The sequence below is a fragment of the Streptomyces sp. NPDC127595 genome (genome assembly GCF_042671685.1).
Classification (GTDB): Bacteria; Actinomycetota; Actinomycetes; order Streptomycetales; family Streptomycetaceae; genus Streptomyces.
Genome location: NZ_JBHXWK010000017.1, coordinates 115,263 through 139,569 on the forward strand (window position 1 = coordinate 115,263; position 24,307 = coordinate 139,569).

Here is a 24,307-nt window from a genome sequence, read left to right on the forward strand (position 1 = left end):
CTGCTGCCGGGCGGGTTGAGGGCCCGTGAGCTGCTGCTCCCCCTACAACCTCGGGGCTGTGGGGGGACCCCCACCCGGCAGCAGCGTCCCTGGTTCGGCCGGTGCCACATCCACGGCCTCGGTCTTGGGACTGCGCTGCTCCCGCCGGGACACCCATTGGGCGAACCAGCTGAGCAGCATGCACATCCCGATGTAGATCGGCGAGATCACCATCACCACGGGGATGAACGGCAAATCGTAGTCCAGGTTGGACGCGATGAGCTTGCCGGCGTGGAGAAACTCCTCGTAGGTGATCAGATAGCCCAGCGAGGTGTCCTTCAGGGCCACCACCAACTGGCTGATGATGGTGGGCAGCATGGACCGTACGGCCTGCGGCACGAGGACGTACGACATCACCTGGGTCTTGCGCATGCCGAGCGCGAACGCCGCCTCCCGCTGGCCGCGTTCGACGGAGTTGACGCCCGAGCGGAAGACCTCGGCGAGCACCGAGCCGTTGTAGAGCGTCAGCCCGGTGACCAGCGCGGGCAGCGGCTGCACCTTGAGCGCCACGAAGATGAAGAAGATCATCACCAGTACGGGCATGGCGCGGAAGAACTCGACGAGGAGAGTCGAAACCCAGCGCACCGGGGCGTGATCGGACAGCCGGCCCGTCGCGAGCACGGTGCCCAGCGCCAGCGACAGCACGGCGGCGAGTGCGAAGGCCTTGAGCGTGTTGCCCAGACCGCGCAGCAGCAGCTCCTGAATTCCCTTGTACTCGAAGGGCATCCACTTGGTGTACGTGAACTGGTCGGTGTCGAACAGGAGATACAGGATCCAGCCGATGAGCCCGAGGATCACGGCGGTGGACAGGGCCCCGTACATCCGGTGCCGCCCGCGGGTCTTGGGCCCCGGGATGTCGTAGAGGGCGGTGGATTCGGTGGCGGTGGCGGTCATCGGGCGACTCCCCAGCGCTTTTCGAGGACGTTGAAGACCGCGCTGATGGCGAGGGTGATGATCAGGTAGCCGAGGGCGATCCAGACGAAGGTCCAGACGATGTTGTAGCCGAGTTCGCTGAGGGTCTTGTAGGTGCCGAGGAGTTCGGTGACGCTGAACGCCCCCGCGATCGCCGAGTTCTTGGCGAGCGCGATGAGGGTGGAGCCGACCGGCGGGATCACCGACCGGAAGGCCTGCGGCAGGACGACCAGGGACAGCGTCTGGCTGAACGTCATCCCGAGACTGCGAGCCGCCTCTCCCTGCCCCTTGGGGACGGTGTTGATGCCGGACCGCAGCGCCTCGCAGATGAAGGCCGAGGTGTAGCAGCCGAGCGCCAGGATCGCGAACACCTCGAAGGGCAGCACGAGTCCGAAGCGCGGCAGGCCCAGCAGCACCGCGAAGAACAGCAGGGTGAGCGGGGTGTTGCGCAGAACCGTCACCCACGCCGTGCCGAGGGCCCGCAGCGAGCCGACCGGCGCGACCCGGAAGGAGGCCGTCAGGAAGCCGAGGGCCAGGGCCAACAGCGAGGCATAGAAGGTGAGTTCGACGGTGCCGAGGAAACCGTCGCCGAAGGTGGAGAAGTTGTCTGTCAGTACGTTCACGACGCCCTCAACTCCCCTGGTAGCGGTCGATCTTGGGCGGGGTGGGCGCGGGCACGCCGGACAGGCCGAGCGTCGCCTCGTACGCCTTCTTCCAGTCGCCGTTCTTCTCGCGGGCCTCCAATGCGTCGTCGAGCGCGAACCGCAGCGCGTTGTCGCCGCGCGGTACGCCGATGCCGTACGGCTCCTCGGAGAACGGCTTGCCGACGACCTTGAGTTCGTCGGGCACCTTCGCCGCGTAGCCGATCAGGATGGCGTCGTCGGTGGTGACGGCGTCGACCTGGTAGGTGAGCAGGTTGTCGACGCAGACCGAGTAGGTGTCGTACGAGACGAGCTTCGCCTTCGGGTAGTCCGCCTTGATCCGCTGGTACGGGGTCGAGCCGGCCGCCGAACAGACGGTCTTGCCCGCGAGGTCCTGCGGGCCGTGGATGTCGTTCTCGTCGGTGCGTACCAGCAGGGACTGACCGGCCATGTAGTACGGGCCGGCGAAGCCGACGAGCTTCTTGCGCAGGTCGTTGATGGTGTACGTGCCGACGTAGTAGTCGATCTGGCCGTTCTGCAGCGCGGTTTCGCGGTTCGCCGAGGCGATGGTCCTGAAGTGGACGGTCCCCGGGGCGAATCCGAGTGAGGCCGACATCATCTTGGCGATCTCGATGTCGAAGCCGGAGTAGGCGCCGCTCGCCGGGTCCTTCTCGCCGAGGTAGGGCTGGTCCTCCTTGGCGCCCACGGTGAAGTAGCCGCGCTTCTCGGCACGCTTCCAGGTGGGTGAAGAGGGGAGCTGGAAGCCTTGCGTCACCTGGTAGTTGGGCAGTTTCCCGGCGGCGGGTCCCTTGGTGGGCGGGCTGCCCTCCTTGCCGCAGGCCACCGCCGTGGCGATGAGTGCCGTGAGCGCCGTGAGGGCGCGGCACACACGTGAGGTACGGATCATGCGGTGCGCTCCCCGCTCAGTGCTTGAGGATCTTGGAGAGGAAGTCCTTGGCGCGCTCGCTGCGCGGGTTGGTGAAGAACTCCTCCGGGGTGCGGTCCTCGACGATGCGGCCGTCGGACATGAAGACGACGCGGTTGGCGGCGGAGCGCGCGAAGCCCATCTCGTGGGTGACGACGACCATCGTCATACCGTCACGCGCGAGTTGCTGCATGACCTCGAGGACTTCGTTGATCATCTCGGGGTCGAGCGCCGAGGTCGGCTCGTCGAAGAGAAGGGCCTTGGGATCCATGGCGAGGGCGCGGGCGATGGCCACGCGCTGCTGCTGTCCGCCGGAGAGCTGTGCCGGGTACTTCAGGGCCTGATCGGCGAGGCCCACCCGGTCCAGGAGTTCACGGGAGCGCTTGTCGGCGTCCTCCCGCTTGCGGCCACGGACCTTGGTCTGGGCGAGCGAGACGTTCTGGAGAACCGTCTTGTGAGCGAAGAGGTTGAAGGACTGGAAGACCATGCCCACCTCGGCGCGGAGCTGGGCGAGCGCCTTGCCCTCTTCCGGGAGCGGCTTGCCGTCGAGCTTGATCGTCCCCGACGCGATGGTCTCCAGCCGGTTGATCGCCCTGCACAGTGTCGATTTACCCGACCCCGACGGCCCGATGACGACGACCACCTCCCCCTTGCCGACGGTCAGGTTGATGTCCTGAAGGACATGCAACTCCCCGAAGTACTTGTTCACGTCATGCAGCTCGATCAACGGATCGACAGCCATGCCCGGCCCTACCCACTCTCAGCTGTGTCGCAGTTGCCGCAAACTATCGGGACAAGAACGGACTTATTGCTCGACACGCACTTTTCAGGCATTAGCCGTATTGTGCGGTTAGCCCTCCGACACCTCGGCGTAGAGCTGCGAGAGTTCGGGCTCGCCGCTGGACGCCCAGGTCTGTCCGGAGGCGACCACGTCGATCTCCCGGCCGGACGGCAGAAGCACCACGGGATGGCCGTTGGGCCAGACCTGCCAGACGGCCCCGGGGACGGTGCGCACGATCACCGTGCCGACGTACAGACCCGCGTCGTTGCCGAGCCACGGCAGGCTTTCCTCGTCGTCCCGCCAGCGCGGCAGCAGTTGGTCGAGCGCCTCCAACGAGGCCACGGAGTCGTCGAGTTCGACCCCCGCCAACTCCGCCTGGGAGCGCAGCAGATCACACTCGGCGAGGAGTTCGGCGACACCCTCGGAGTCGGCCGCGCCGTCGGAGAGCACCGCGACGCCGAACGCTGCGCCACGCTTCTTGCGCCAATTGCCGAGAAAAGGGATGTTCATCAGCCCAGCGTGTCATTCACGCCGGGCCGGGCACCACAGGCGCGCGGGGTCGCCTGTTCGAGAGACGTTCCCCTGTGTGGGGCTGCGTTCCAAGTGGGCCCCGGACCAAGTAAGTTCACCGACCGCCTCCCCTCAGACGTCGAGGTCCACCACGACCGGTGCGTGATCCGACGCACCCTTGCCCTTGCGCTCCTCGCGGTCCACATACGCGTCGGTGACCGCCTTCGAGAACGGCTCGTTCCCGTAGACCAGGTCGATACGCATGCCGCGGTTCTTCGGGAAGCCCAGCTGACGGTAGTCCCAGTAGGTGAACGGGTGGTCGTACTTGAGGGGGCGCGGGACCACGTCCGAGAGGCCCGCCTCGCGCAGGGCGGCGAGAGCGGCACGCTCGGCCGGCGTGACGTGCGTGGCGCCGTCGAAGAGAGTGATGTCCCAGACGTCCTCGTCCGTCGGCGCCACGTTGTAGTCACCCAGCACCGCGAAGGGCCGGCTGCCCGCCGCGTCGCCCGCGATCGCCGCCTTGAGGGCCTCGAACCACTGGATCTTGTACGCGTAGTGGGGGTTGTCCACCTCGCGTCCGTTCGGCACGTACACCGACCAGACGCGGACCGGGCCGCAGGTCGCGGAGACCGCGCGGGGCTCCTGGACGCCGTCGAAGCCGGGGTCGCCGGGGAGGCCCTTGACGACGTCCTCGAGGCCCACTCGGGAGACCACCGCCACGCCGTTCCACCGCCCCGTGGCGTTCACCGCCGACTCATAGCCCAGCTCCCGCAGCTCGTCCGCGGGGAACTGCTCGGCGGTGGTCTTGGTCTCCTGGATGCACAGCACGTCCGTGCCGCTGCTCTCCAGCCAGGCCAGCAGCCTCGGGAGACGGGCGGTGATCGAGTTCACGTTCCAGGTGGCGATACGCATGGCTCACAACCTACCGGGCGGGTACGACAACGGGCCCGGCGGCGCCTTGCGGGTGCGTGGCCTTGTGCGTGCGTGACCTTGTGCGTAGGCGACCCGCCCGTCTCCTGCGGCTCAGACCTCCGCCGACGCCCCCGGCGTGAGCCGCACGTGCTCGGAGCCGCCCAGGGCGCCGATCTGGTTGTCGTAGATCGGCCGGGCGAGGTCGGTGAGCAGGGCGTCGTGGATGTCGTACGCGCGCTGCGGCTTGACCTCGCGCACGTAGTCGATGACCTCGGAGATCTTGCTCCAGGGGGCCATGACGGGGAGCAGCAGCGTCTCGACCTGGTGGTCGGGGACGGTGAGGGCGTCGCCCGGGTGGAAGACGCGGCCGTCGACGAGGTAGCCGACGTTGGTGATGCGCGGGATGTCCGGGTGGATCACGGCGTGCAGTTCGCCGTGCGCCTGGATGTCGAAGCCCGCGGCGGTGAACGTGTCGCCGTGGCCGACGGTGTGCACGCGCCCCGGAAAGGCCGCCGCGATCTTGTCGGCGACCGACTTCAGCGTCCAGATCTCGGCGCCCGGGTTGGCCTCAAGACCGGCCCGCAGCCGCTCCTCGCTGAAGTGGTCGGCGTGCTCGTGGGTGATCAGGATCGCGTCCGCGCCGACCGCGGCGTCCTCCTCACTGAAGGCGCCCGGGTCGATGACGAGTGTGCGTCCGTCCTTCTCCAGGCGGACGCAGGCGTGCGACTTCTTGGTGAACTTCATCAGCGTCATGGTTCCATCGTGCCCCCGCCGGCCCCCCGACGGCCTGCTCAGACTGGTGGTCCTACTGCCCGGCTGAAGATCACGGGGCGGTCATTCCTGGGGTGTGGTCTCTTCGCGGATGACCTGCTGGGCCACCTTGAAGGCGCTGTTCGCGGCCGGTACTCCGCAGTAGACGGCCGCCTGGAGGAGCACTTCCCTGATCTCCACCGGGGTGAGGCCGTTGCGGAGGGCGGCGCGGACGTGGAAGGCGAGCTCGTCGAGGTGGCCGCCCGCGACCAGCGCGGTGAGCGTGACACAGCTGCGCGAGCGCCGGTCGAGCCCGGGCCGGTCCCAGATCTCGCCCCAGGCGTACCGGGTGATGAATTCCTGGAAGTCCCCCGAGAACTCGTCCGCCGAGGCCAGCGCCCGGTCCACGTGCGCGTCGCCGAGCACCTCGCGGCGCACCTTGATCCCGGCCTCGTACGGGTCGGGCCGCCCCTGCGTCTCGGCCCGCGCGACGGGCGCCGCGATCTCGGCCACCGGGGCCCCCGAAGCCGGCGGGACGAGGACCGGCTTCACCGGGGCCGCCGGGATCGCCGTCTGGCCGGTCGCCGAATCGAAGGCGGGCTGCCAGGCGCTGCTGAAGTGCCGTACCAGCAGGTCCGTGACCGCTGCGGGCTGTTCCACGGGGACCAGGTGCGAGGCGCCGGGTACGACCGCGAGCCGGGCGTCCGGTATCCCGGCGACCAGGGTGCGGGCCTCGGCGGGCCCGGTGACCTGGTCGTCGGAGCCCACCAGGACGAGGGTCGGCACCCCGATGCGGGCGACTTCGGCCCGTACGTCGAACGCGGCGAGCGCCTCGCAGGCGGCGATGTAGCAGCCGGGGTCGGTGGTGCGCACCATCTGCACGGCCCACTCGGTGATCGCGGGCTGGGTGGCGGCGAAACCTTCCGTGAACCAGCGCTCGGGCGACATCCGGGCGATGGGGTCGAGCCCGTTCGTTCGTACGATCACACCGCGCTGCCGGAACTCGTCCGCCGTTCCGAAGCGCGGCGAGGCGGCGATCACGCCGAGCGAGGCCATCCGCTCCGGGTGGCCCAACGCCAGCTCGATCCCGACGGCGGCGCCGAACGCGCACCCCGCGTAACCGAAGCGCTGCACGCCGAGCCCGTCGAGCGTGGTGAGCAGCCGCTCGACGACCTCGCCGACCGAACCCGCAGGGTAGGCGGGCGCACCACCGTGTCCGGGCAGGTCGAAGCGGAAGATCCGCCAGTGCTTGGCCAGCTCCGGGACCTGCCGGTCCCACATGTGCCAGGTGGTGCCGAGCGAGGGTCCAAGGATGAGGACCGGGGCGTCTTCCGGGCCGTCGAAGCGGTACTGGAGGGCAGGGGTCGTCGTCTCACTCACCGTTCCACGCTAACTTCCGTCCCTGTGGGGGCGGACACAGGCCCTGCTTGTGCACGCCGCCCACACCGGTCCGCCACAAGCGGGGGCAGGCAGGGAAATGCACTCAGGACACCTGCAGCACCGCGTGTCGGGTCGGTGGAGGTGGTTGTGCGGCCGCGCGCAGGTCATAGTCGTACGTCCGTCCGCACGGCACCGTCCGGCCGGTCGTCTTCTTGAGCCGGCCGCCAGGTGCGCACCCGTACAGAGTGCGGGTGTAGTCGCTGGCGGTCGGGACGGGGCCGCGTACTACAGCGAGGCCCAGGGCTGGGTCTACCTGATGGACGAGCTGGGCTGGGAGCCGCTGCGCAACCGCCATCTGCTGCTCGAACGCGGCGGCGACACCCGCGTCCCCAGCAAGATCACCCTCCTCACTCTCCGCTCCCCGCTCCCCGCTCCCCGCTCCCCGCTCCCCGCAGCGGCCTCCCACGCCCTGACGCGGAGCGGGCCGCCCCTCCCTCATGGACCGGCTCACCGAGTCGAAACGGACGCGTACGCCCATATCGAGGTCCACAACCGGCAGTTGGGCTGGAGGCCGTCGTGAGTGGCTAGCGGCGGCTCTCCGCCTCCGCGTCCTGGGCCCGTTCCGGCACCGTGACGCCCGCCCCCATGGGTGCCCAAAGGGTGGCCGCGGAGAGCAGGGTCACGGCCGCCGCACCCATGAGCATGGGTACGCTGCCGAGCCAGGCGGCCACCGCACCGCCTGCAAGGGCTCCGACCGGCACCGTCGTGAGCAGCACCGCCTGTACGAGTCCCGCGACGCGGCCCTGCATACCGTCAGGGGTGACCAGTTGCTGCGTGGTCGTCATGGAGATCATCCATACGGTGCCGGAGAGGCCGTAGCAGACCTGGTACGCGAGCAGCACAGGGAAGGCGAGGCCCAGCGACGCGGCCGGGATCAGGAACACGGCAGCGCCTGCCGCGAGTCCGAAGATCTGCGTGGCCCGCCACAGCCCGGAGGTCCTGGCAAAGCGTCCGGCGAGCAGGGCGCCCGCCAGGGTGGCCGCGCTGTAGGCCGCGTACGTCGTGCCCAACTGCCAGGCAGGCAGGGCGAGATCGCGGGTCGCGTAGAAGACGTAGAGGGCGGCCGCCGCACCGCTGCCGAGGTTGAGTCCGGCGCCCGCCAGGACCATGCGGCGCAGCCGGCGCTCGGCGCGCACCACCACGAGTCCCGTACGCAGTGAACCGGCCAGGGACTTCGCGCGGGCGGGCTCCCCCGAGCCTGTCACCGTGTTCAGCGTGGCGGGCAGCGCGAACAGCAGGAGCGCCTCGATCGCGTAGGCCGCACTGCCCGCGAGGAGCGCCGCGTCGGCCCCGAGAAGCCCCACCATGACACCGCCGAGCGCAGGGCCGCCGACCTGTCCGCTCGTACGGGCCGCGGTCAGCGCCGAGTTGGCGGCGAGGAGCCGCTCCGGTCCGACGACGCGCGGCAGCGCTGCCTGGAGCGCGACGGAGAGCGTGAAGGTCAGGGTGCCCGAGACGCCTGCGACGACGTACAGGTGCGCCAGGGTGACATGCCCCAGCGCGCCGGCCAACGGGATCGAGCCGACGACCAGGGTCTGGAGGCTGGTCACCCACACGAGGAGAGGGCGCAGCCTGATCCGGTCGACGATCGCTCCGGCCAGCGGGCTCAGAACGGCGCCGGGCAGATAGGTCAGCGCCAGCAGCGCGGCCGCCCCGAGCGGCCCCGCGCCGAGGTCGGTCACTGCCAGCAGGGTCAGTGCGAGAGCGGTGATCTGCCGCCCGACGGAGCTGGCGACCTGCTCGCCGCACAGCAGCACGAAGGGACGGTGGCGACGCAGGGGGACCGTCCCTTCGGCCCGTGACGCGCCCATCCCTCAGATCCCCGTGCAGGGAACGGGCCAACGGCGCATCCGCGGCGGCAGGGCCACCGCCCAACCGTCGGCGACGAGAGCGAGCCGCTCGGCCGCGAGCAGGCCGACGGCCTCCCGCTGCACGGCGTCGAGTTCACCGAGCGCCGCGGGCTCCTGGACCGTGGCGAAGGTGGCGACCAGATCCGGGTGGTCGAGGGTGAACCTCGCCGAGGCGGGCCGCTCTCTGCGGTCCATGACCGTGATGAAGTCCGGGCCGCGGCGATGGTAGAGCATGCCGGCGGGGAAGGCGGCGTAGGAGGTGCGCCAGGCGCCCAACTCACCTGGCTCGTCCGGCCGTTCGACTGGTGGTGGGAGGTGGTGCAGCATCCGTACGTACGGGGCGTCATACGTGTCGAGCGCGTCGTCGCCTCGCGGCCGGTCTTCGTAGGCGATCTCCCAGTGCGTACGGAGCTGTTGGCTCTGGCACTCGCGCAGGAACTGGACCGCCATCGCCGTCTCGCGTCCCGCCCCGCCCAGGCGCAGCGGCATGTCCAAGTGGACCTGTCGGCCGATCACACGGTGGGGGACGGTCGCGGGAAGCCCGGTCATCCGGCCACCTCCTGATGGTCCGTGGATTGCGGAGCCGGGTCGGGGTCGATGCGGTCCGGTACGTCCCACGTGGGCAGGGACACGTACGTCCGCCCGTCGCGGAAGACCAGCCCCGTCGCCTGAGCCTGCTGGATCCACCCGCTCAGCTCCTCGGCCGGGATGTCGTGTCCGTCGCCGGTCAGCAGCCGGTGCAGCGCCGGCTCCGTCCGCCCGTCCTCCAGGCGCCGCAGCACTTGCGCCTGCCAGCCGGTCAGCCGGTGGGTGCGGCGGGGCCAGCCGTGCCGCCGGTCGTGAACGAGCAGTACGTCCACGCCCTCCTCCGGCTCCGCCTCCTCCATCACCAGGCTCGATCCGTGATGTCCGTCTCGCCATACCGCTACGGCCCGCTTGAGCCGGCTCTCGGTCTCTCCGCCGATGCCCGCGTCGTCCGTCGCGAACAGGTAGACGAGGTCGGTGAGTTCGGAATCGGGCAGCTCGTAGACGTGGTGATACATCTCGGCCGGGCGCCGCTTGCCGAAGCCGAACCCCGGGTCCGTGAAGTTCGGGCTGAACCGCTCCAGTTGGATGCGGTGGGCGCCGCCCGGGGGCTGCAGGTGGATAAGCGCGGGCAGTTGGCTGACGAGGGGGTCGTAGTCCTCGACGGTCTCGCCCGGGAAGCCGTACAGGTAGTTCCAGGTGACGGTCAGCGCGTGGTTCTCGCACTCACGGAGTGTGCGGACGTTACGGGCGCCGCTGACGCCCTTGTCCATGAGGTCGAGGACCCGGCTGCTCAGGCTTTCGATGCCGGGCTGGATGAGCACGGCTCCGGCCCGCCCGAGGAGGGCGATCTGTTCACGATTGAGGTTGGACTTGACCTCGTAGTGCATCCGCAGGTCCCAGCCGCTCTCGGCGGCGAGGGGCAGGAAGTCCTTGAAGTACGCCATGTCGATGATGTTGTCGACGGTGACGACGTCGAGGATGCGGTGCCGTCGTACGAGGTGGTCGATCTCGCTCCACAGCTGCTCGCCCGACTTGGCGCGGAACGCCATGGAGGAGCCGTTGAGCCCGCAGAAGGTGCAGTGGTGCTTCTCGCCCCACCAGCAGCCGCGTGCACCCTCGACCACCAGCTTCGGGTAGACGTATTCGAGGACGGGGGATGCGTCGAGGGCTGCCTGCCACTGGTCGTAGTCGGGCGCGGGGATGTCGGAGGGCGCCACGGTGCGCCGGGACTCGGTGTTCGCCCGCGAGACCCGGCCGTCCGGCTGCCCTTCCCACCAGCACAGGCCCGGTACGTCGGCGGGCGGCGTGCCGGCATCCAGGTGGCGCAGAAGCGCCGGGAAGGCGTACTCGCCCTCGCCGCGCACCACATGGTCGACGAAGGGATGGTTGCGGTGCAGGGCGTGCCCCATCGGGCCGTCGCAGTTGCTGCCGCCGAAGACGACGGTGAGCTCCGGACGCCGGCGCTTGAGTGCCCTGGCCAGCGCGAGCGAGGGCACGTTCTGCATGAACGTGGTGGTGAACCCGACGACGTCCGGTTCCTGGGCGAGCACCTCTCTCGCGCACTCGGCGATGAACTCGGCAGCGTGGACCCGCATGTCGGAGGCGGTGTCGATGCTGAGGCCGCGACGTGCGGCGTACTCCTTCAGCCTGGCGACGCCCCAGGTCTCGTCCTCGTACAGCACACCCGAGAAGACCCAGTCACCGAGGCCGTCGAAGATCGAATCGCTGCCGATCGCCTCGTAGTCACCGGGGCGCAGCCGCCCGCCGGACCGCTCGAGGAGGAACTCCGCCCAGCGCAGCGAGCCGTGGAACTCAAGCACATCGTCGTCCGGGCGGACCTGCCGCAACAGTTGGTGCAGCAGGCCCACTTGGAGAGAGGGCAGATCGATCGGGTGCCACGGCATGGTCACCAGATGTACGCGCACACCACTCTCCCCCCCGTCACCGTCCCCTGGATGTCCCGCTCACGTTTGCCGCCCGGTCAACGGGTCGGCGGGCGTTTCTCCATGACGGCGGGCTTGCGGTTCGTGCGCTCCTCTTCGCGGATCACAACCTTCTTGATCTCCACGACTCTCCCCTGGTCGACGACCTCGAACTCACGTGCCACACAAAGCAGTTCACCTTATGGGGCATCACATACACCCCACAAGAACCCCGACGGCGGAGCGGGCCGCCCGCCGGAAGCCGTGCAGCACGGGACCGCCGAGAGCGACTTCGGGATATTCGGGGTGGCGTAGCTGCCAGGGCAGAAGGCGAGGACGTCGATCTTGCCGCCGGGGTTTCGGTCACCGACGGTCGGCGCCGCGCCGCACTGGTCTCGCTGGCGCCGGTGGCCGAGCGGGGGCGACGGAGATCGCCCCCGGGAAAGCTCTCGTAGTCGAGGGGGCACTCAGGACACCTGGACGGGGTGTCGTACCACCGCGTCGAAGAGGTAGCCCTGGGTGTTGAGGACGGTCGTCTCCGGCTGGGTGCGGCCTGTGGTGTCGGTCGCCCGGGCCAGCAGTGTGTACGTCCCTGGAGTCCTCGGACGCCAGTCGGTGGACCAGCGGACCCAGCCCGCGCGGCTCGGCGCGTCGTACAGCCGGGCACGCCGCCAGCTCGTACCTCCGTCGGTGCTCACGTCGACACGGCGGACGCCACCGGCCCCGGACCAGGAACGGCCGGTGAGCCGATGGTCCGCGCCGACAGGGAGGCTCGCGTTCCAGGCGAGCTCGAAGGCGCTCTTGAGGGTCTGTCGGGTGAGAGGCGCGCTGCCGCCGTCGGGGTACGCGGCGCCGAACAGCCGGTAGAAGTCGATGTTCCACGGCGAGTAGAGCGGCTGGGCGGACACCTCGATGTCGCCGACCCACTTGATCGAGGCGATGCCCACCCAGGAGGGCACGAGTACGCGCACCGGGTAGCCGTGGTCGACCGGCAGCGGTTCGCCGTTCATCTCGTACGCGAGCAGTACGTCGTCCAGCGCCTTCGACAGCGGCAGCGGGCGGCGGACATGGCCGAGGTTCGTGCCGTCCGCGGTGATGTACTCGGCGTCCAGGCCCCGGGGCAGGACGTCCACGGCACGGTCCGTGAGGCCGGCCCTGCGCAGTACCTCGGCCAGCCGTACGCCCTTCCAGCGCGCCGTGCCGATCGCGCCGAGCGTCCACGCGGTGCCGCTGACCGTCTGCCCCTGCTGCGTCGTGAAGAAGCTGCGGCCGTTGCCCGCGCACTCCACGAACGCGGTACGGGTGGTGGCGGGGAGCCGCTTGAGGTCGGCGAGGGTGAACTCGACGGGCTCCTCGCGCGCGAGCCCGTCGCCCCAGAGGGTGAGGGTCCATGCCTTGGCGTCCAGGACGGGGGTGGAGGTGTGGTTGCGTACGAAGAAGTGGTCATTGGGGGTGTGGTAGCCGGTACCCGCGAGGGACGCGAACTTGGTCTCGGCGTTCGTGCCGCGAGCCGTGAACCAGTCGTCCGGGAGGGGTTTCACGATGCCGGGGACCGTCGCGGAGGGAGTCACCGATGTGCTGGTGGCGGCCGCTGTGGGTGCGGCGGCCGCTGTGGGTGCGCCGAAGGCCGTGGGCAGGGTCGTGGTGAGTCCGGCCGCGGCGAGCAGCCTGAGCATGTCGCGGCGGGCCACCCCGTCGGCCCTGGCATCTCCCGCCAGCCATTGCCGGAGTCTGCGGCGGTCGTAGGCGGATTCGGAGTGGGATTCGGAGTGGGATTCGGATGCGGAGCCGGGCGTGTGGGGCGGCTGGGGCATGGAGGGGCCTGCCTTTCGGGCCGTTCGAGCGGGAGGGGAACGCGCGGGGCACGGTGGAATGGGCGGCGCCGCGAGCATGCGGGGGGGGACGGCACTCGGCGGTGCCTGAAGGTGCCTGAACTACAGGAGAGGGGTTACGGCGTCGGCAGCGGGACCGCGACGGCCGAGGCACGGACCATGTCCGTGGTGCGGTTCAGCGACAACAACCGCGCGACGAACACGCGCGGGACCGCGGGGCGGGGCGGTGGTCACTGAGGCACATGAGCGCCAGGGTACGAGCCGGAGGACCAACTCGTCGAGAACTCGGGGCAGTCGGTGTTCCGGAGCACCAACTGATCGGCAGCGGACAGCGGGGCTGCGAGCGCCGGGCCTGTGTTGCATGACGTCCTCTGTCAGAGGTCGCCCGGTGCGCCGAGGCCGGTGAGCGCGCCGACGGGGTCGAGGTCGGGGGTGCCACGGGGCCACCAGTCGTCCTGGCCCGGTTCGGATTCGTAGGCGTACCAGAGGCCGCTGTGGCCGAGGCGGAGCTGGGCGTGGCCCCGCGGATGGGTGAGGTGGTTGCGCCAGGGGCGGAAGGCGGGGAGGTCGGCGGCGAGGAGCAGCGGGCGGGCCCGGTCGAAGCGGCCCGCCGGTGGATCCCAGGGCTCTTCGAGGACGGCGAGCCCTTCGAAACCGCCCTGCCGCCAGGCGGCGACCGCACGCGCGAGGTCGGCCCGGGTGCGTCCCGCGGCGGCGGCGAGCGAGGCGTAGAGGGCGCGGGTCGCGGCGGTGAGTCCGGAACCGGGCCGGGCGGCGGCGAGACGCACCGCGTCCTGCCAGAGCGTCAGCCCCGCGACCGGATCGCGGCCCGCGGTGAGCAGCGTGTGGGCGCGGGCGGCCGCGTCGGTGGCCAACTGGTCCAGCGCGAACGGGTCCGGGCCGCCCGGTGCGTCCGGATAGGTCGGTGGCTGCTCGGGGTGCGCGGGCGGTGGGAGCGGCGCCGGGAGGGGCGACAGCACGCGCCGCGCGAGGGCGTCGCGGGCGCGGGTGCCGGGGAGCGGGGCCGGTTCCTGGTCCTGGGCGGCGCGGGCGATCCGGGCCGCGTTGCGACGGGACAGCGCGTCGAGCAGCTCGCGTTCGCCGCGGCCGCGCAGGAGGAGCAGCACGAAGGGGTCTTCGTCCAGCAGCCGTGCGGTTTGGTAGCAGAGGGCGGCCGCGTGTTTGCAGGGGTGCCCGAAGTCGGGGCAACTGCAGTGCGGTTCGAGCTCGCCGGGGCCCGGGAGCAGGGCGACCCCGCACTCGGCCAGCGACTTGGGCATCTCCTTGTCGAGCAGCGCTGCGATGTCCCCGGGCCGCTCGGCGACCGCGTCGAGGAAACGGTCCCAGTCGGCGTCCGACAGCGTCCCGACGGTGACCTGCACGCGATAGGGCCGCGGACGGCTCCCGTGCACGTACGCGAGCACCAGCCCCGGTGTGACGGTGACCGCGTCCACGTGCCCGCGTCCGGCATACGCCCGCCCCCGCGCGAGCCGCGCCGCATCAAGCGCCCCCTCCTCCAACGCCCTCACCCACGCGTTCCCCCACCACGTCTCCGCGAAGCCGTGATCCCCCGACGCCCGCGCCGGGAAGGCCTCGAACGTACGGCGCAACGCACCGTCGCGCCCAGGGGATCCCATGGATCGCGGGAGCCGCGTGGCCGCGGACCGCTCTACAGGCCGAGGGTCCGCGGAGCGCGGGGCCGTGGGCGTGGCGTCCGGGGAGGCGACGGTTGCGGGATCGGCCCGCGGAGCGTGCGGGGTCACGTCGTCTGCGGCCCCGGACTGGGCGCCCTGACCCGCCACCGGCGCCCCGTCAGGCTGCGCCCGAGCCGTATCCGAGGTCGTGACGGGTCGGTCTCCGGGCCGTGGCACCGACGAGTCCCGGATCGACTCCCGTGCGGCGGCAGCAGCGGCTCGCTCGGGATGCGCACCCTGGGACGCCCCGAACATGTCCCCGGCCTGCACCACGGGCGAGTCCGCGACCACCTCGCCATCGCCCCCGAGCCGCGCCCGGCCCGAACCTGACGTCACTTCGGGCCGGTCATCCGCGAGAGCCGACCGGTGTCCCGCAGTCCCGGCGTCGGCGGGGTCGGACGGGTCAGCTGCGGTCGCGTCCCCGGCCTGCACAGCGCGAGCGCCCGATTCCGGGACCACCTCGCCATCGCCCCCGAGCCGCACGCGGCCCGCACTTGACGTCACTTCAGGCCGGTCATCCGCGAGAGCCGACCGGTGTCCCGCAGTCCCGGCGTCGGCGGGGTCGGCTCCGGCCGCGTTTCCGGCCTGCACAGCGCGAGCGCCCGATTCCGGGACCACCTCGCCATCGCCCCCGAGCCGCGCCCGGCCCGAACCTGACGTCACTTCAGGCCGGTCATCCGCGAGAGCCGACCGGTGTCCCACAGTCCCGGCGCCGACGGGGTCGGCTGCGGTCGTGTCGTGGGGTGCTGTGTCGGAGGGCAGGTGGAAGGCGCCGGCGAGTAGCTCGCGTACGTCTTGAGGCGCGGTTCGCCGGTTCTGGCTCCGGGGGTTCCGTCGGGCCCTGGACGCGGCGGCTCGCGGCGGGTCGGCGGACCGGCCTCCTGCCACAACTCCCCTGTTGCCGGGGTCCGTTACCCGCTTTCCTCCGGCGTCCGTCCGCGCTTGCCTCGCCTCACCCCGCGCGGCGCGCAAGGCCTCACGCGCGATGTCCCCAGGGCGCGGGCCCCCTGCGGCGGAACTACCCGTCCGGCTGGCCGACGTCTCAGCCTCCGTCTCGACCGGCGCCCCGACCGACGTCTCGAGCGACGTCTCGGCCCCGGCAGGAGACTCTGCCCGGCCGGGCTCCACGGCCCCGTCGGACACCTCAGCCGCACCGCCGCGGGCACCTTGAACCGCTCCGGTCCCAGCGGCCGACCTCCCCGCCGCCGCCCGTCGCAGCGCCTCGCGTGCCACGTCTCCCGGTCGCGCCCCCGGAGAAGACGCACTCCTGGGAGACGCATCGGCCGCACCCCCCTCAGCCGACTGATCCGAAGGATCCGGCTGATCCGCCTGACTCCGATGACTCCGATGACCCGGATGATCCGGATGACCTGAGTCGTCAGGCACCTCGTCCCCCCTGAACCCGCGCTCTCGCGCCTCCCGCAGCGCCCGACGGGCCACGTCGGCGGGGCGCGTCCCCGGCGCAGGGCGTGACTGGTCGGTGCCCGAGCCCTCGGTCACCGCAGGGGTCTCCTCCACGCCGTCGTTCACGCGGGCCTCCGAAGGGACACCAGGTCCGACAGCTCGCGGTCGGTCAGCTCGGTGAGGGAGGCCTCGCCGGATCCGAGGATCGCCTCCGCGAGGGCCCGCTTCGCTTCGAGCATCTCGGCGATGCGGTCCTCCACCGTGCCTTCGGTGATGAGGCGGTGGACCTGGACGGGCTGGGTCTGGCCGATGCGGTAGGCGCGGTCGGTGGCCTGTTCCTCGACGGCCGGGTTCCACCAGCGGTCGAAGTGGACGACGTGGCCGGCCCGGGTGAGGTTCAGGCCGGTGCCTGCGGCCTTGAGGGAGAGCACCAGGACCGGCGTCGAACCGCTCTGGAATCGGTCCACCATGTGCTCGCGCTCGGGGATCGCGGTTCCGCCGTGCAGGAGTTCCACGGGGACGGCGCGCGCGGTGAGGTGCTCGGTGATGAGGCGCGCCATGCCCACGTACTGCGTGAAGACGAGTGCCGAGCCGTCCTCGGCGAGCAGCGTGTCCAACAGCTCGTCGAGCAGGGCGAGTTTGCCGGACCGGGCGGAGGGGCCGTGGGCGGCCGCCCGGGCGTCCTCCTTCAGATACAGCGCCGGGTGGTTGCAGATCTGCTTGAGGGCGGTGAGGAGTTTCAGGACCAGGCCCCGGCGGGCGATGCCGTCGGCGATCTCGATGGCGAGCAGCGACTCGCGGACCACCGCCTCGTAGAGGGAGGCCTGTTCGCGGGTCAGCGGGACCGGGTGGTCCGTCTCCGTCTTGGGCGGGAGTTCGGGGACGATCCCGGGGTCCGACTTCTTGCGGCGGAGCAGGAACGGGCGGATCAGCCGGGCCAGACGCGCCACCGCCTCCTCGTCCTCGCCGTTCTCCACGGCGCGCGCGTGCCGGGCGCGGAAGGACTTGAGGGGGCCGAGCAGACCGGGGGTCGTCCAGTCGAGCAGGGCCCAGAGCTCGGAGAGGTTGTTCTCCACGGGGGTGCCGGTCAGCGCCACGCGCGCGGGGGCCGGGATGGTGCGGAGCGCCTTCGCCGTCGCCGAGTAGGGGTTCTTGACGTGCTGGGCCTCGTCCGCGACGACCATGCCCCAGCTCTGCTGGGCGAGGTGCGCCGCGGCCGACCGCATCGTGCCGTAGGTGGTGAGGACGAAGCCGCCGTCGAGGTCTTCCAGGGTGCGGTCGGGCCCGTGGAAGCGGCGGACGGGGACGCCGGGCGCGAAACGGTTGATCTCCCGCTGCCAGTTGCCCAGCAGCGAGGCCGGGCAGACGACCAGGGTCGGTTCGGGGCGGGCCCGGCGCAGGTGCAGCGCGATGAGAGTGACGGTCTTGCCGAGCCCCATGTCGTCGGCGAGGCAGCCGCCGAGGCCGAGGGAGGTCATGAGGTCCAGCCAGGCGAGACCCCGGAGTTGGTAGTCCCGGAGCTTGGCCTGGAGACCGGGTGGTGGCTCGACGGGAGTGACGCCCGCCGTCAGCCGGTCGCGCAGCGTGGCCAGCGCTCCGACCGGCACCGCCTCGACCGTCTCGCCGTCGACCTCGGCGCTGCCGCTGAGCGCGACGGAGAGCGCGTCGACCGGGTCGAGCAGGCCCAGTTCGCGTTTGCGGGCCTTGCGGACGAGGGCCGGGTCGACGAGCACCCACTGGTCACGCAGCCGTACGACCGGACGGTGGGCCTCGGCCAGGGTGTCCATCTCGGCCTCGGTGAGCGGGTCACCACCGAGCGCCAACTGCCAGCGGAACTGGAGCAGTTCCTCGCTCTCGAAGAACCCGGTGCCGTCCGTGGCAGAGCCGGGCGCCGGGCGCACCACCGCCGCCGCGCTCAGGTCGTGGGCGAGGTCCCGGGGCCAGTGCACGGCGACTCCGGCCGCGCCGAGCCGGTTCGCCGCGATGCCGAGGAGGTCGGACAACTCCTCCTCGGAGAGCGCGAGTACGTCCGGCGCGTCCTGCTCGGACAGTCGGTCCAAGGGCGGCCAGACGCGGGCCGCGCGACGGACGGCCAGGGCGGCGTCCACGCGCGCGCGGGGACCGAACGTCGCGTCGGCCTCGCCCGCCCACAGCGCCGCGGCGTCGACGACGAGGGTGGGGTCGGCGAGGCTGTGCACCTGCACGACAGCCGCACCCGCGCGGCGTGCTCCCTCGCCGTCGTCGAAGAGCTGGTACGCCGACAGGTCCAGGCGGAGCGAGATGCGCACGCCCGCGTCCATGCCCGCGGCGACCTCCGCGGCCCAGCCGTGGGCGCCGGGCAGCCGCTGGGGCGCGACCGCGGCGAAGGGTTTGCCTGAGGTGTACCCCGCGGCCGGGGTGCGCGGCAGTGTGTCGGCGACCGCGTCCAGGAAGGAGCGCATCAGCGCTTCCGGTTCCGGCAGCCGGAGCGGGCCCTTGCCGGGGAGCGGGACAGCGTGTCCTTCGTACGGCAGGGCCGCGGCGACCGCCCTCAGGTGTGCGATGTCGTCCGGGTCCAGCGGGCCCGCGCGCCAGGCGTCGAAGCCGTCGGCTGTCAGACCCGGCAGCAGCCTCCCGCGCGCGACGAGCCGCAGCGCGTGCAGCGCGGCCGCGCCCCAGCAGGCCGTGGCGGGATGTGCGGCGGGGTCGCGGCGTGCCCCGGCCAGCAGCGGCAGGGCCTCCTCGATCGGCAGGCTCACGGCGGGGACGGTGCCTCTACGGACTTCGGAACCGTGCCGCCGTACCACCGTCAGCTCGGTCGGCTCCCCGGACGATTCCCGCTCCGCGCGCTCACCGGAAGACAGCTCCGGTACGTCGGACGGCAGCGGCTCGGCATCCGGATCCCAGAAGGCGACCCGCCCCTCGCGAGGCACCGGCGCGGGCAGGAAAACCGCGGCGAGACGCACCGGGACAGCCTTCTCGGCCACCGCGTCCATCCTGCTCCCCATACGCCCGCTCACCTCCCGCCCGTCAGTCCGACCAGTTGTCTTCGACTGTACGGGCGGCCTCTGACAATCGGCCTCGACGGCGGCGCCGAGAGACAGCGGCCCCGACAGACGGCGGCGCTGTCAGGGAGTGGTGCGCGAGACCACGTACACCATGGGGTGCTCGGGGTCGGCCATGTTCACGACGATGTCGAGGGTGGGCGCCGGGTTCTTCTGCTTGTAGACGAGGCCCGACCACGGGCCTGGGCCGGTGAACTCCCAGCCGACGACCTGCTGGTCGCGGGCGTTGATCGTGAAGTCGTCCTGCTTCAGGGCGGCGCGGCTGGTGCCGACGTAGCCCAGGAATCTGTCCAGGCCCGCGCTGTCGGTGCCGAACTGGACGTACAGGCGGCTGGTCTTCCAGTTGTTCGTCTCGTAGTAGGCGACGTCGGTCGAGTACCCCGGGATGGTGACCTGGTAGACGCGGCGCTGGACGCGCGACGGCCAGCCCATCGTGAGGCCGGTCGCCGAGTACTTCTCCTCCTTCTGCTTGCCGGCGTCGCGGCTCTGGTTGGCGGAGATCACCAGATAGCCGGCCGGGACGCCGATGAGCAGCCCGATGATCAGGAGGGTGATCGCGCGGCGGCGGAACTTGTGGCGCGGGTTCTCGGGCGGCCGTTCCGGCTCGTCCGGCGGGGACGCCTGGCGCGGCAGCGAGGCCGTCACAGCGACTCCTGGGACGTACGGCGGGACTCCACGAAGCGCTCGTACCGCTCGTAGCGCTCCACCCGGCGGCGGTTGGCGCGGCGGAAGCGGCGGGCGACGAGCCGGGCGAGGTCGGCGGCGCCGACCATGCCGGCCTCCGGGCCGAGCTGGGCGCGGGCGATACGGGCCTCGGGCCGGTAGCCGCGGCCGGTGAGGTGCCTGCGGAACGCGTCGCGCGCGGGGACGATCAACAGGTCGTCGGCCGCGCTGACGCCGCCGCCGATCACGAAGCAGGAGGGGTCCAGGGCCGCCGCCAGGTTGGCGATGCCGACGCCCAGCCACTGTCCGATGTCCTGGAGCAGCTCGACACACATGGCGTCGCCCTCGCGGGCCAGCTCGGTGATCAGCGGCCCGGTGATGTCGGGGATGCTGCCCTTGACCCGCTCGATGAGTCCGTACGCCACCGGGGAGTCGGCGGCGGCGAGTTCGCGGGCCTCGCGGACCAGCGCGTTGCCGGAGCTGTACTGCTCCCAGCAGCCGCGGTTGCCGCACGGGCAGCGGTGGCCCCCGGGCACGACCTGCATATGCCCGAACTCGCCCGCCACACCGAACTTGCCGCGCTTGACCTGGCCGTCCTCCAGGATCGCACCGCCGATGCCGGTGCCCAGCGTGATCATGACGAGGTGGTCCTCGCCGCGACCCGCGCCGAAGCGCCACTCGGCCCATGCCGCGGCGTTGGCGTCGTTGTCGACCAGGACGGGGACGGCGAGGCGGCTGGAGATGCGGTCCCGGAGGGGCTCGTTGCGCCACGACAGGTGCGGGGCGAACAGGATGCGGTTGCGGTCGGCGTCGACCCAGCCGGCCGCGCCAATGCCGACCGCGTGCACGTCGTGCCGGTCTGAGAGGTCCAGGACCAGTTCGACGATGGTGTCCTCGACGACCCTGGGGCTCTTGGACTTGTCCGGCGTCTCAGCGCGGAGCTTCTCCAGGATGTTGCCGTCGGCGTCGACGACACCCGCCATCACCTTCGTGCCACCGATGTCGATGCCGACGGTGGGGACGCGGGGGGCCGTCAGGTGGGAACGGCGCTCGCGCGTTCCCACGGTCCGCAGGACGGTGGCCCGCGCGGAGCCGCGGTGTGCGAGGTCGCGGTAGGTGCTCATCGCGCCGATTCTGCCCTACGTACGCGCTGGCCTGCACGGTGGGAGACCGTGGGTGCCGCGGTGGGTGTCACCGCGGGACACCGTGGATGCCACGGTCGGTGTCACCGCGGGACACCGTGGGTGCCTTGGGCCGGTCTGTCCTCCGCGGGTCCGCTGTGGCTGGGCGCGCCGTTCCCCGCGCCCGTACGGGGCGCCCTCCTCACGTCGCGCGTTCCAGCTCGTGCCGCAGGTCGTCCAGCTCGCTCCCGCCCGCCATCTGGCGGGTCAGTTCATCGAGCGTGATCTCGTCGCGCAGATGGCTGCCGGACATGGTGCCCCTCTTCAACAGCACGAAGCGGTCGCCCACGAGGTAGGCGTGGTGCGGGTTGTGGGTGATCAAGACAACGCCCAGACCGGCATCCCGTGCTGCGGCCACATATTTGAGGACCACACCGGACTGCTTGACGCCGAGGGCGGCGGTGGGCTCGTCGAGGACGAGGACCTTGGCGCCGAAGTGGACGGCGCGGGCGATCGCCACGCACTGGCGTTCGCCGCCGGAGAGGGTGCCGATGGGCTGGTCGACGTCGCGCAGGTCGATCCCCATGCGCAGGAGTTCCGCGTGGGTGGTCCTGCGCATGAACTCGATGTCCATGCGCTTGAAGGGGGCGAAGCCCTTGGACGGCTCGGAGCCGAGGAAGAAGTTCCGCCAGACCGGCATCAGCGGGACGACGGCGAGGTCCTGGTAGACCGTGGCGATACCGCGGTCCAGGGCGTCGCGTGGGGACGACAGGTGGATCTCCTCGCCCTCGATGCGCAGGATGCCCGCGTCGTGCTGGTGCAGACCCGCGATGATCTTGATGAGGGTCGACTTGCCCGCGCCGTTGTCGCCGAGGACGCAGGTGATCTCGCCCGCGTGGACTTCCAGCGAGACGCCTTCGAGGGCGCGGATGTTGCCGTAGTACTTACTGACGTCGTCGAGCTCGACGAGTGCCGCACGTTCCGGGGCGGCCGCGTCCTTCGCCGTCTTCGCGTCCGTCGTCATTTCGTGGCCTCAGCGTTCGTGTCCGTCGTCATTTCGTCGCCCCACCGCTCACGTCCGTCGTCATTTCGTCGCCTCCGCGCGCTTGCGGACCCAGTGGTTGAGCAGGGTCGCCAGGAGCAACATCACTCCCAGGAAGAACTTGAACCAGTCCGGGTTCCATTCGGCGAACACGATGCCCTTGCTGACCATGCCGAAGATCAGGGCGCCGACCGCCGCGCCGACCGCAGAGCCGTAGCCGCCCGTGATCAGACAGCCGCCGATGACGGCCGCGATGATGTACGTCAGCTCGTTGCCGACGCCCTCGCCGGACTGCACGACGTCGAACGAGAACAGCAGGTGCTGGCCGGAGATCCAGGCGCCGAAAGCGACGCCCATGTAGAGGCCGATTTTCGTCTTGTCGACCGGCACGCCTACCGCGCGGGCCGCTTCCTCACCACCGCCGACGGCGAAGATCCAGTTGCCGATGCGGGTGCGCAGCAGGATCCAGGTGGCGACGACGATCAGGCCCAGCCACCACAAAATGGTGATCTTGAAGTCGACGCCGCCGATGGTGAGTGTCGAGGCGAAGACGTCCCTGGCAGAGGAGTAGCCCTGCATGTCGGAGATCGACTTGGTCGAGACCGTGCCGCTGATCAGCTTGGTGAAGCCGAGGTTCATACCGGTCAGCATCAGGAAGGTGCCGAGCGTGATGATGAAGCTGGGCGGGTCGGTGCGGGTCAGCATCACGCCGTTGAAGACCCCGATCGCCAGCGTGACGACCAGCGAGACGAGGACGCCGACCCAGACGTTGGCGGTCATCTGGTAGCTGAACATCGAGGAGATCAGCGCGGAGGACGTCACCATGACGCCCGCGGAAAGGTCGAACTCGCCGCCGATCATCAGCAGGGCGACCGGTACAGCCATGATGCCGATGGTCGAGGAGGCGTACAGGACCGTACTGAGGCTGGCGGCCCGTACGAAACTGTCCGCGAAGATCGCGAAGAAGAGGAAGACCGCGACCGCGCCGACCACCGAGCCGAGCTCCGGCCGGCCCAGGAGCTTGCGCAGCGGTGAGGTCTTGAGGAGGCGTTCATCGGACTTGGCACGGGGCGCGGGTGCCGAAGTGCTCATCGGGTGCCCCGCTCGGTGTACTTCTCCAGTGCGCCGGCCATGTCCTTGGTGATGATCTGCGGTCCGGTGAGGACCGGCTCGCCGCCGCCGAGGACATCGGAGTTGTACTTGTAGAGCCAGAGCAGGTCCACGGCCTCGTACCCCTGGAGGTAGGGCTGCTGGTCGACGGCGAACCCGAGCGTGCCGTCCTTGAGCTCCGTCGCCACCTTCGCGTTCAGGTCGAAGGTGTCGATCTCGGCCTTGCTGCCCGCGTCCGCCTTGGCCTTGACCGCGGTGTCCGCGTACGGGGCGCCGAGCGTGACGACCGTGTCGATGGAGTTGTCTGCCTGGAGCTTGGCGCCGACGGAGGACTGCACGTCGGGCATGCTGGTGCCCGTGACGTAGAGGTTCTCCACAGTGCCGTCGAAGGTCTTCTTGATGCCGGCGCAGCGCTGCTCATGGCCGACGTTGCCCTGCTCGTGCAGGATGCACAGGGCCTTTTTCCTGCCCCGCTTGTTCAGCTCGTCGCCCACGGCCTCACCGGCGATCGTCTCGTCCTGGCCGATGTGCGTGAGCGCGCCGAAGGCCTTGGACTCCTCGGAGCCCGAGTTCACGGTGATCACGGGGATGCCGGCCTTCTCGGCGCGGGCGACCGCGGCCTTCATGGCGTCGGGCTTGGCGAGCGTGACGATGATGCCGTCGACCTTCTTGTCGACCGCGGCGTCCACGAGCTGCGCCTGCTGCTGTGCCTCGTCGTCGTGCGAGTACAGGAAGTTGATGTTGTCCTTGACCGCGGCCTGCTTGGCGCCGCTCTGGACGATGTCCCAGAAGGTGTCGCCATCGCCCGAGTGGGTGATCATCGCGAAGGTCCATTCGGGAGTGTTCACCGCGGCCTTGCCCTGGGCGGCCGCCGCCTCCCGGGCGTCCTCCGCGCGTTTGCCGCCGGTGGCGCTGCATCCCGCGAGGGACACCCCCAGCGCTCCTGCGAGCGCGATGACTGCCCAGGTCCGAGTCCGTGCCACGAGGCCGTGCCCTTCTTGCCGTGCTGCTTGGTGCGCCGGGCCCTGCCGCCGGCCCGGAGGGCCGTCTCGCAAATCCCGGGGGCAGGCATCTCACCAGCCCAAACGTCCAAGTATCAGTCACGGGGATCATGCACCCCACCGGCGGGTCCCGCGCGCGGCGCACTACTCCGGTTGCGGTACGTGCTTTCCAGCGACGGCCGCCGG

At 70.8% G+C, this 24,307-nt stretch carries 22 protein-coding genes; 2 read left to right on the forward strand and 20 right to left on the reverse strand.

Annotated elements, in window-relative coordinates; all coding sequences use genetic code 11:
• Positions 1-42: 42 nt before the first annotated feature.
• The 8 genes from ACFVKT_RS37405 to pcaC all read right to left on the reverse strand — a co-directional run bounded on the left by ACFVKT_RS37405 (position 43) and on the right by pcaC (position 6,850).
• The gene (locus ACFVKT_RS37405; RefSeq protein WP_385740464.1) at positions 43-933 is read right to left on the reverse strand and encodes an amino acid ABC transporter permease; all 891 of its coding nucleotides are present in this window, start codon (positions 931-933) and stop codon (positions 43-45) included.
• A complete protein-coding gene (locus ACFVKT_RS37410) occupies positions 930-1,574 on the reverse strand; it encodes an amino acid ABC transporter permease (protein WP_385740467.1) in 645 nt (214 codons plus the stop codon). The genes ACFVKT_RS37405 and ACFVKT_RS37410 overlap by 4 nt, the downstream gene beginning before the upstream one ends.
• A gap of 7 nt (positions 1,575-1,581) precedes the next feature.
• Complete coding sequence (locus ACFVKT_RS37415; RefSeq protein WP_385740470.1) at positions 1,582-2,499, reverse strand: glutamate ABC transporter substrate-binding protein; 918 nt, start codon at positions 2,497-2,499, stop codon at positions 1,582-1,584.
• Positions 2,500-2,515: 16 nt separating this feature from the next.
• Positions 2,516-3,259 (reverse strand): amino acid ABC transporter ATP-binding protein, encoded by a 744-nt coding sequence (locus ACFVKT_RS37420; protein WP_385740473.1) that lies wholly within the window; start codon positions 3,257-3,259, stop codon positions 2,516-2,518.
• A 108-nt stretch (positions 3,260-3,367) separates the two neighbouring features.
• The gene (locus ACFVKT_RS37425; RefSeq protein WP_385740476.1) at positions 3,368-3,808 is read right to left on the reverse strand and encodes a DUF6278 family protein; all 441 of its coding nucleotides are present in this window, start codon (positions 3,806-3,808) and stop codon (positions 3,368-3,370) included.
• A gap of 132 nt (positions 3,809-3,940) precedes the next feature.
• Positions 3,941-4,720, reverse strand: coding sequence for an exodeoxyribonuclease III (locus ACFVKT_RS37430; protein ID WP_385740479.1), 780 nt, complete (start codon positions 4,718-4,720; stop codon positions 3,941-3,943).
• A 111-nt stretch (positions 4,721-4,831) separates the two neighbouring features.
• Positions 4,832-5,464, reverse strand: a complete 633-nt coding sequence (locus tag ACFVKT_RS37435; RefSeq protein ID WP_385740603.1) for an MBL fold metallo-hydrolase — start codon at positions 5,462-5,464, stop codon at positions 4,832-4,834.
• A gap of 90 nt (positions 5,465-5,554) precedes the next feature.
• Positions 5,555-6,850 (reverse strand): 4-carboxymuconolactone decarboxylase, encoded by a 1,296-nt coding sequence (gene pcaC, locus ACFVKT_RS37440; RefSeq protein WP_385740482.1) that lies wholly within the window; start codon positions 6,848-6,850, stop codon positions 5,555-5,557.
• Between the two features lie 316 nt (positions 6,851-7,166).
• Between pcaC and ACFVKT_RS37445 the strand changes: the two genes are divergently transcribed.
• The gene (locus ACFVKT_RS37445) at positions 7,167-7,430 is read left to right on the forward strand and encodes a hypothetical protein (RefSeq protein WP_385740484.1); all 264 of its coding nucleotides are present in this window, start codon (positions 7,167-7,169) and stop codon (positions 7,428-7,430) included.
• A 4-nt stretch (positions 7,431-7,434) separates the two neighbouring features.
• On the opposite strand, the gene ACFVKT_RS37450 is transcribed toward ACFVKT_RS37445, so the two are convergent.
• The 5 genes from ACFVKT_RS37450 to ACFVKT_RS37470 all read right to left on the reverse strand — a co-directional run bounded on the left by ACFVKT_RS37450 (position 7,435) and on the right by ACFVKT_RS37470 (position 13,024).
• The gene (locus ACFVKT_RS37450) at positions 7,435-8,721 is read right to left on the reverse strand and encodes an MFS transporter (RefSeq protein WP_385740487.1); all 1,287 of its coding nucleotides are present in this window, start codon (positions 8,719-8,721) and stop codon (positions 7,435-7,437) included.
• A gap of 3 nt (positions 8,722-8,724) precedes the next feature.
• Positions 8,725-9,309 (reverse strand): DUF5825 family protein, encoded by a 585-nt coding sequence (locus ACFVKT_RS37455; RefSeq protein WP_385740490.1) that lies wholly within the window; start codon positions 9,307-9,309, stop codon positions 8,725-8,727.
• Entirely contained in the window at positions 9,306-11,213 is a 1,908-nt protein-coding gene (locus ACFVKT_RS37460) for a RiPP maturation radical SAM C-methyltransferase (RefSeq protein WP_385740492.1), read from the reverse strand. The genes ACFVKT_RS37455 and ACFVKT_RS37460 overlap by 4 nt, the downstream gene beginning before the upstream one ends.
• 56 nt (positions 11,214-11,269) lie before the next feature.
• On the reverse strand, positions 11,270-11,395 hold the full coding sequence (locus tag ACFVKT_RS37465; protein ID WP_256223277.1) for a hypothetical protein: 126 nt from the start codon (positions 11,393-11,395) through the stop codon (positions 11,270-11,272).
• Between the two features lie 282 nt (positions 11,396-11,677).
• On the reverse strand, positions 11,678-13,024 hold the full coding sequence (locus tag ACFVKT_RS37470; protein ID WP_385740497.1) for a sulfite oxidase: 1,347 nt from the start codon (positions 13,022-13,024) through the stop codon (positions 11,678-11,680).
• A 111-nt stretch (positions 13,025-13,135) separates the two neighbouring features.
• Between ACFVKT_RS37470 and ACFVKT_RS37475 the strand changes: the two genes are divergently transcribed.
• A complete protein-coding gene (locus ACFVKT_RS37475) occupies positions 13,136-13,279 on the forward strand; it encodes a hypothetical protein (protein ID WP_385740500.1) in 144 nt (47 codons plus the stop codon).
• 137 nt (positions 13,280-13,416) lie between these two features.
• Here the strand turns inward: ACFVKT_RS37475 and ACFVKT_RS37480 are convergent, their stop codons facing one another.
• The 7 genes from ACFVKT_RS37480 to ACFVKT_RS37510 form a co-directional block, all read right to left on the reverse strand.
• Positions 13,417-15,624 (reverse strand): SWIM zinc finger family protein, encoded by a 2,208-nt coding sequence (locus ACFVKT_RS37480; RefSeq protein WP_385740503.1) that lies wholly within the window; start codon positions 15,622-15,624, stop codon positions 13,417-13,419.
• 638 nt (positions 15,625-16,262) lie between these two features.
• A complete protein-coding gene (locus ACFVKT_RS37485) occupies positions 16,263-19,127 on the reverse strand; it encodes an SNF2-related protein (protein ID WP_385740506.1) in 2,865 nt (954 codons plus the stop codon).
• A 120-nt stretch (positions 19,128-19,247) separates the two neighbouring features.
• A complete protein-coding gene (locus ACFVKT_RS37490) occupies positions 19,248-19,829 on the reverse strand; it encodes a sugar kinase (RefSeq protein WP_385740508.1) in 582 nt (193 codons plus the stop codon).
• Positions 19,826-20,971, reverse strand: coding sequence for an ROK family glucokinase (locus ACFVKT_RS37495; protein ID WP_385740511.1), 1,146 nt, complete (start codon positions 20,969-20,971; stop codon positions 19,826-19,828). Before ACFVKT_RS37495 ends, ACFVKT_RS37490 begins: the two co-directional genes overlap by 4 nt.
• A 199-nt stretch (positions 20,972-21,170) precedes the next feature.
• The gene (locus ACFVKT_RS37500; protein WP_385740514.1) at positions 21,171-21,992 is read right to left on the reverse strand and encodes an ATP-binding cassette domain-containing protein; all 822 of its coding nucleotides are present in this window, start codon (positions 21,990-21,992) and stop codon (positions 21,171-21,173) included.
• A gap of 60 nt (positions 21,993-22,052) precedes the next feature.
• Positions 22,053-23,102, reverse strand: a complete 1,050-nt coding sequence (locus ACFVKT_RS37505) for an ABC transporter permease (protein WP_385740517.1) — start codon at positions 23,100-23,102, stop codon at positions 22,053-22,055.
• On the reverse strand, positions 23,099-24,103 hold the full coding sequence (locus ACFVKT_RS37510; RefSeq protein WP_385740520.1) for a sugar ABC transporter substrate-binding protein: 1,005 nt from the start codon (positions 24,101-24,103) through the stop codon (positions 23,099-23,101). The genes ACFVKT_RS37505 and ACFVKT_RS37510 overlap by 4 nt, the downstream gene beginning before the upstream one ends.
• Positions 24,104-24,307 lie beyond the last annotated feature (204 nt).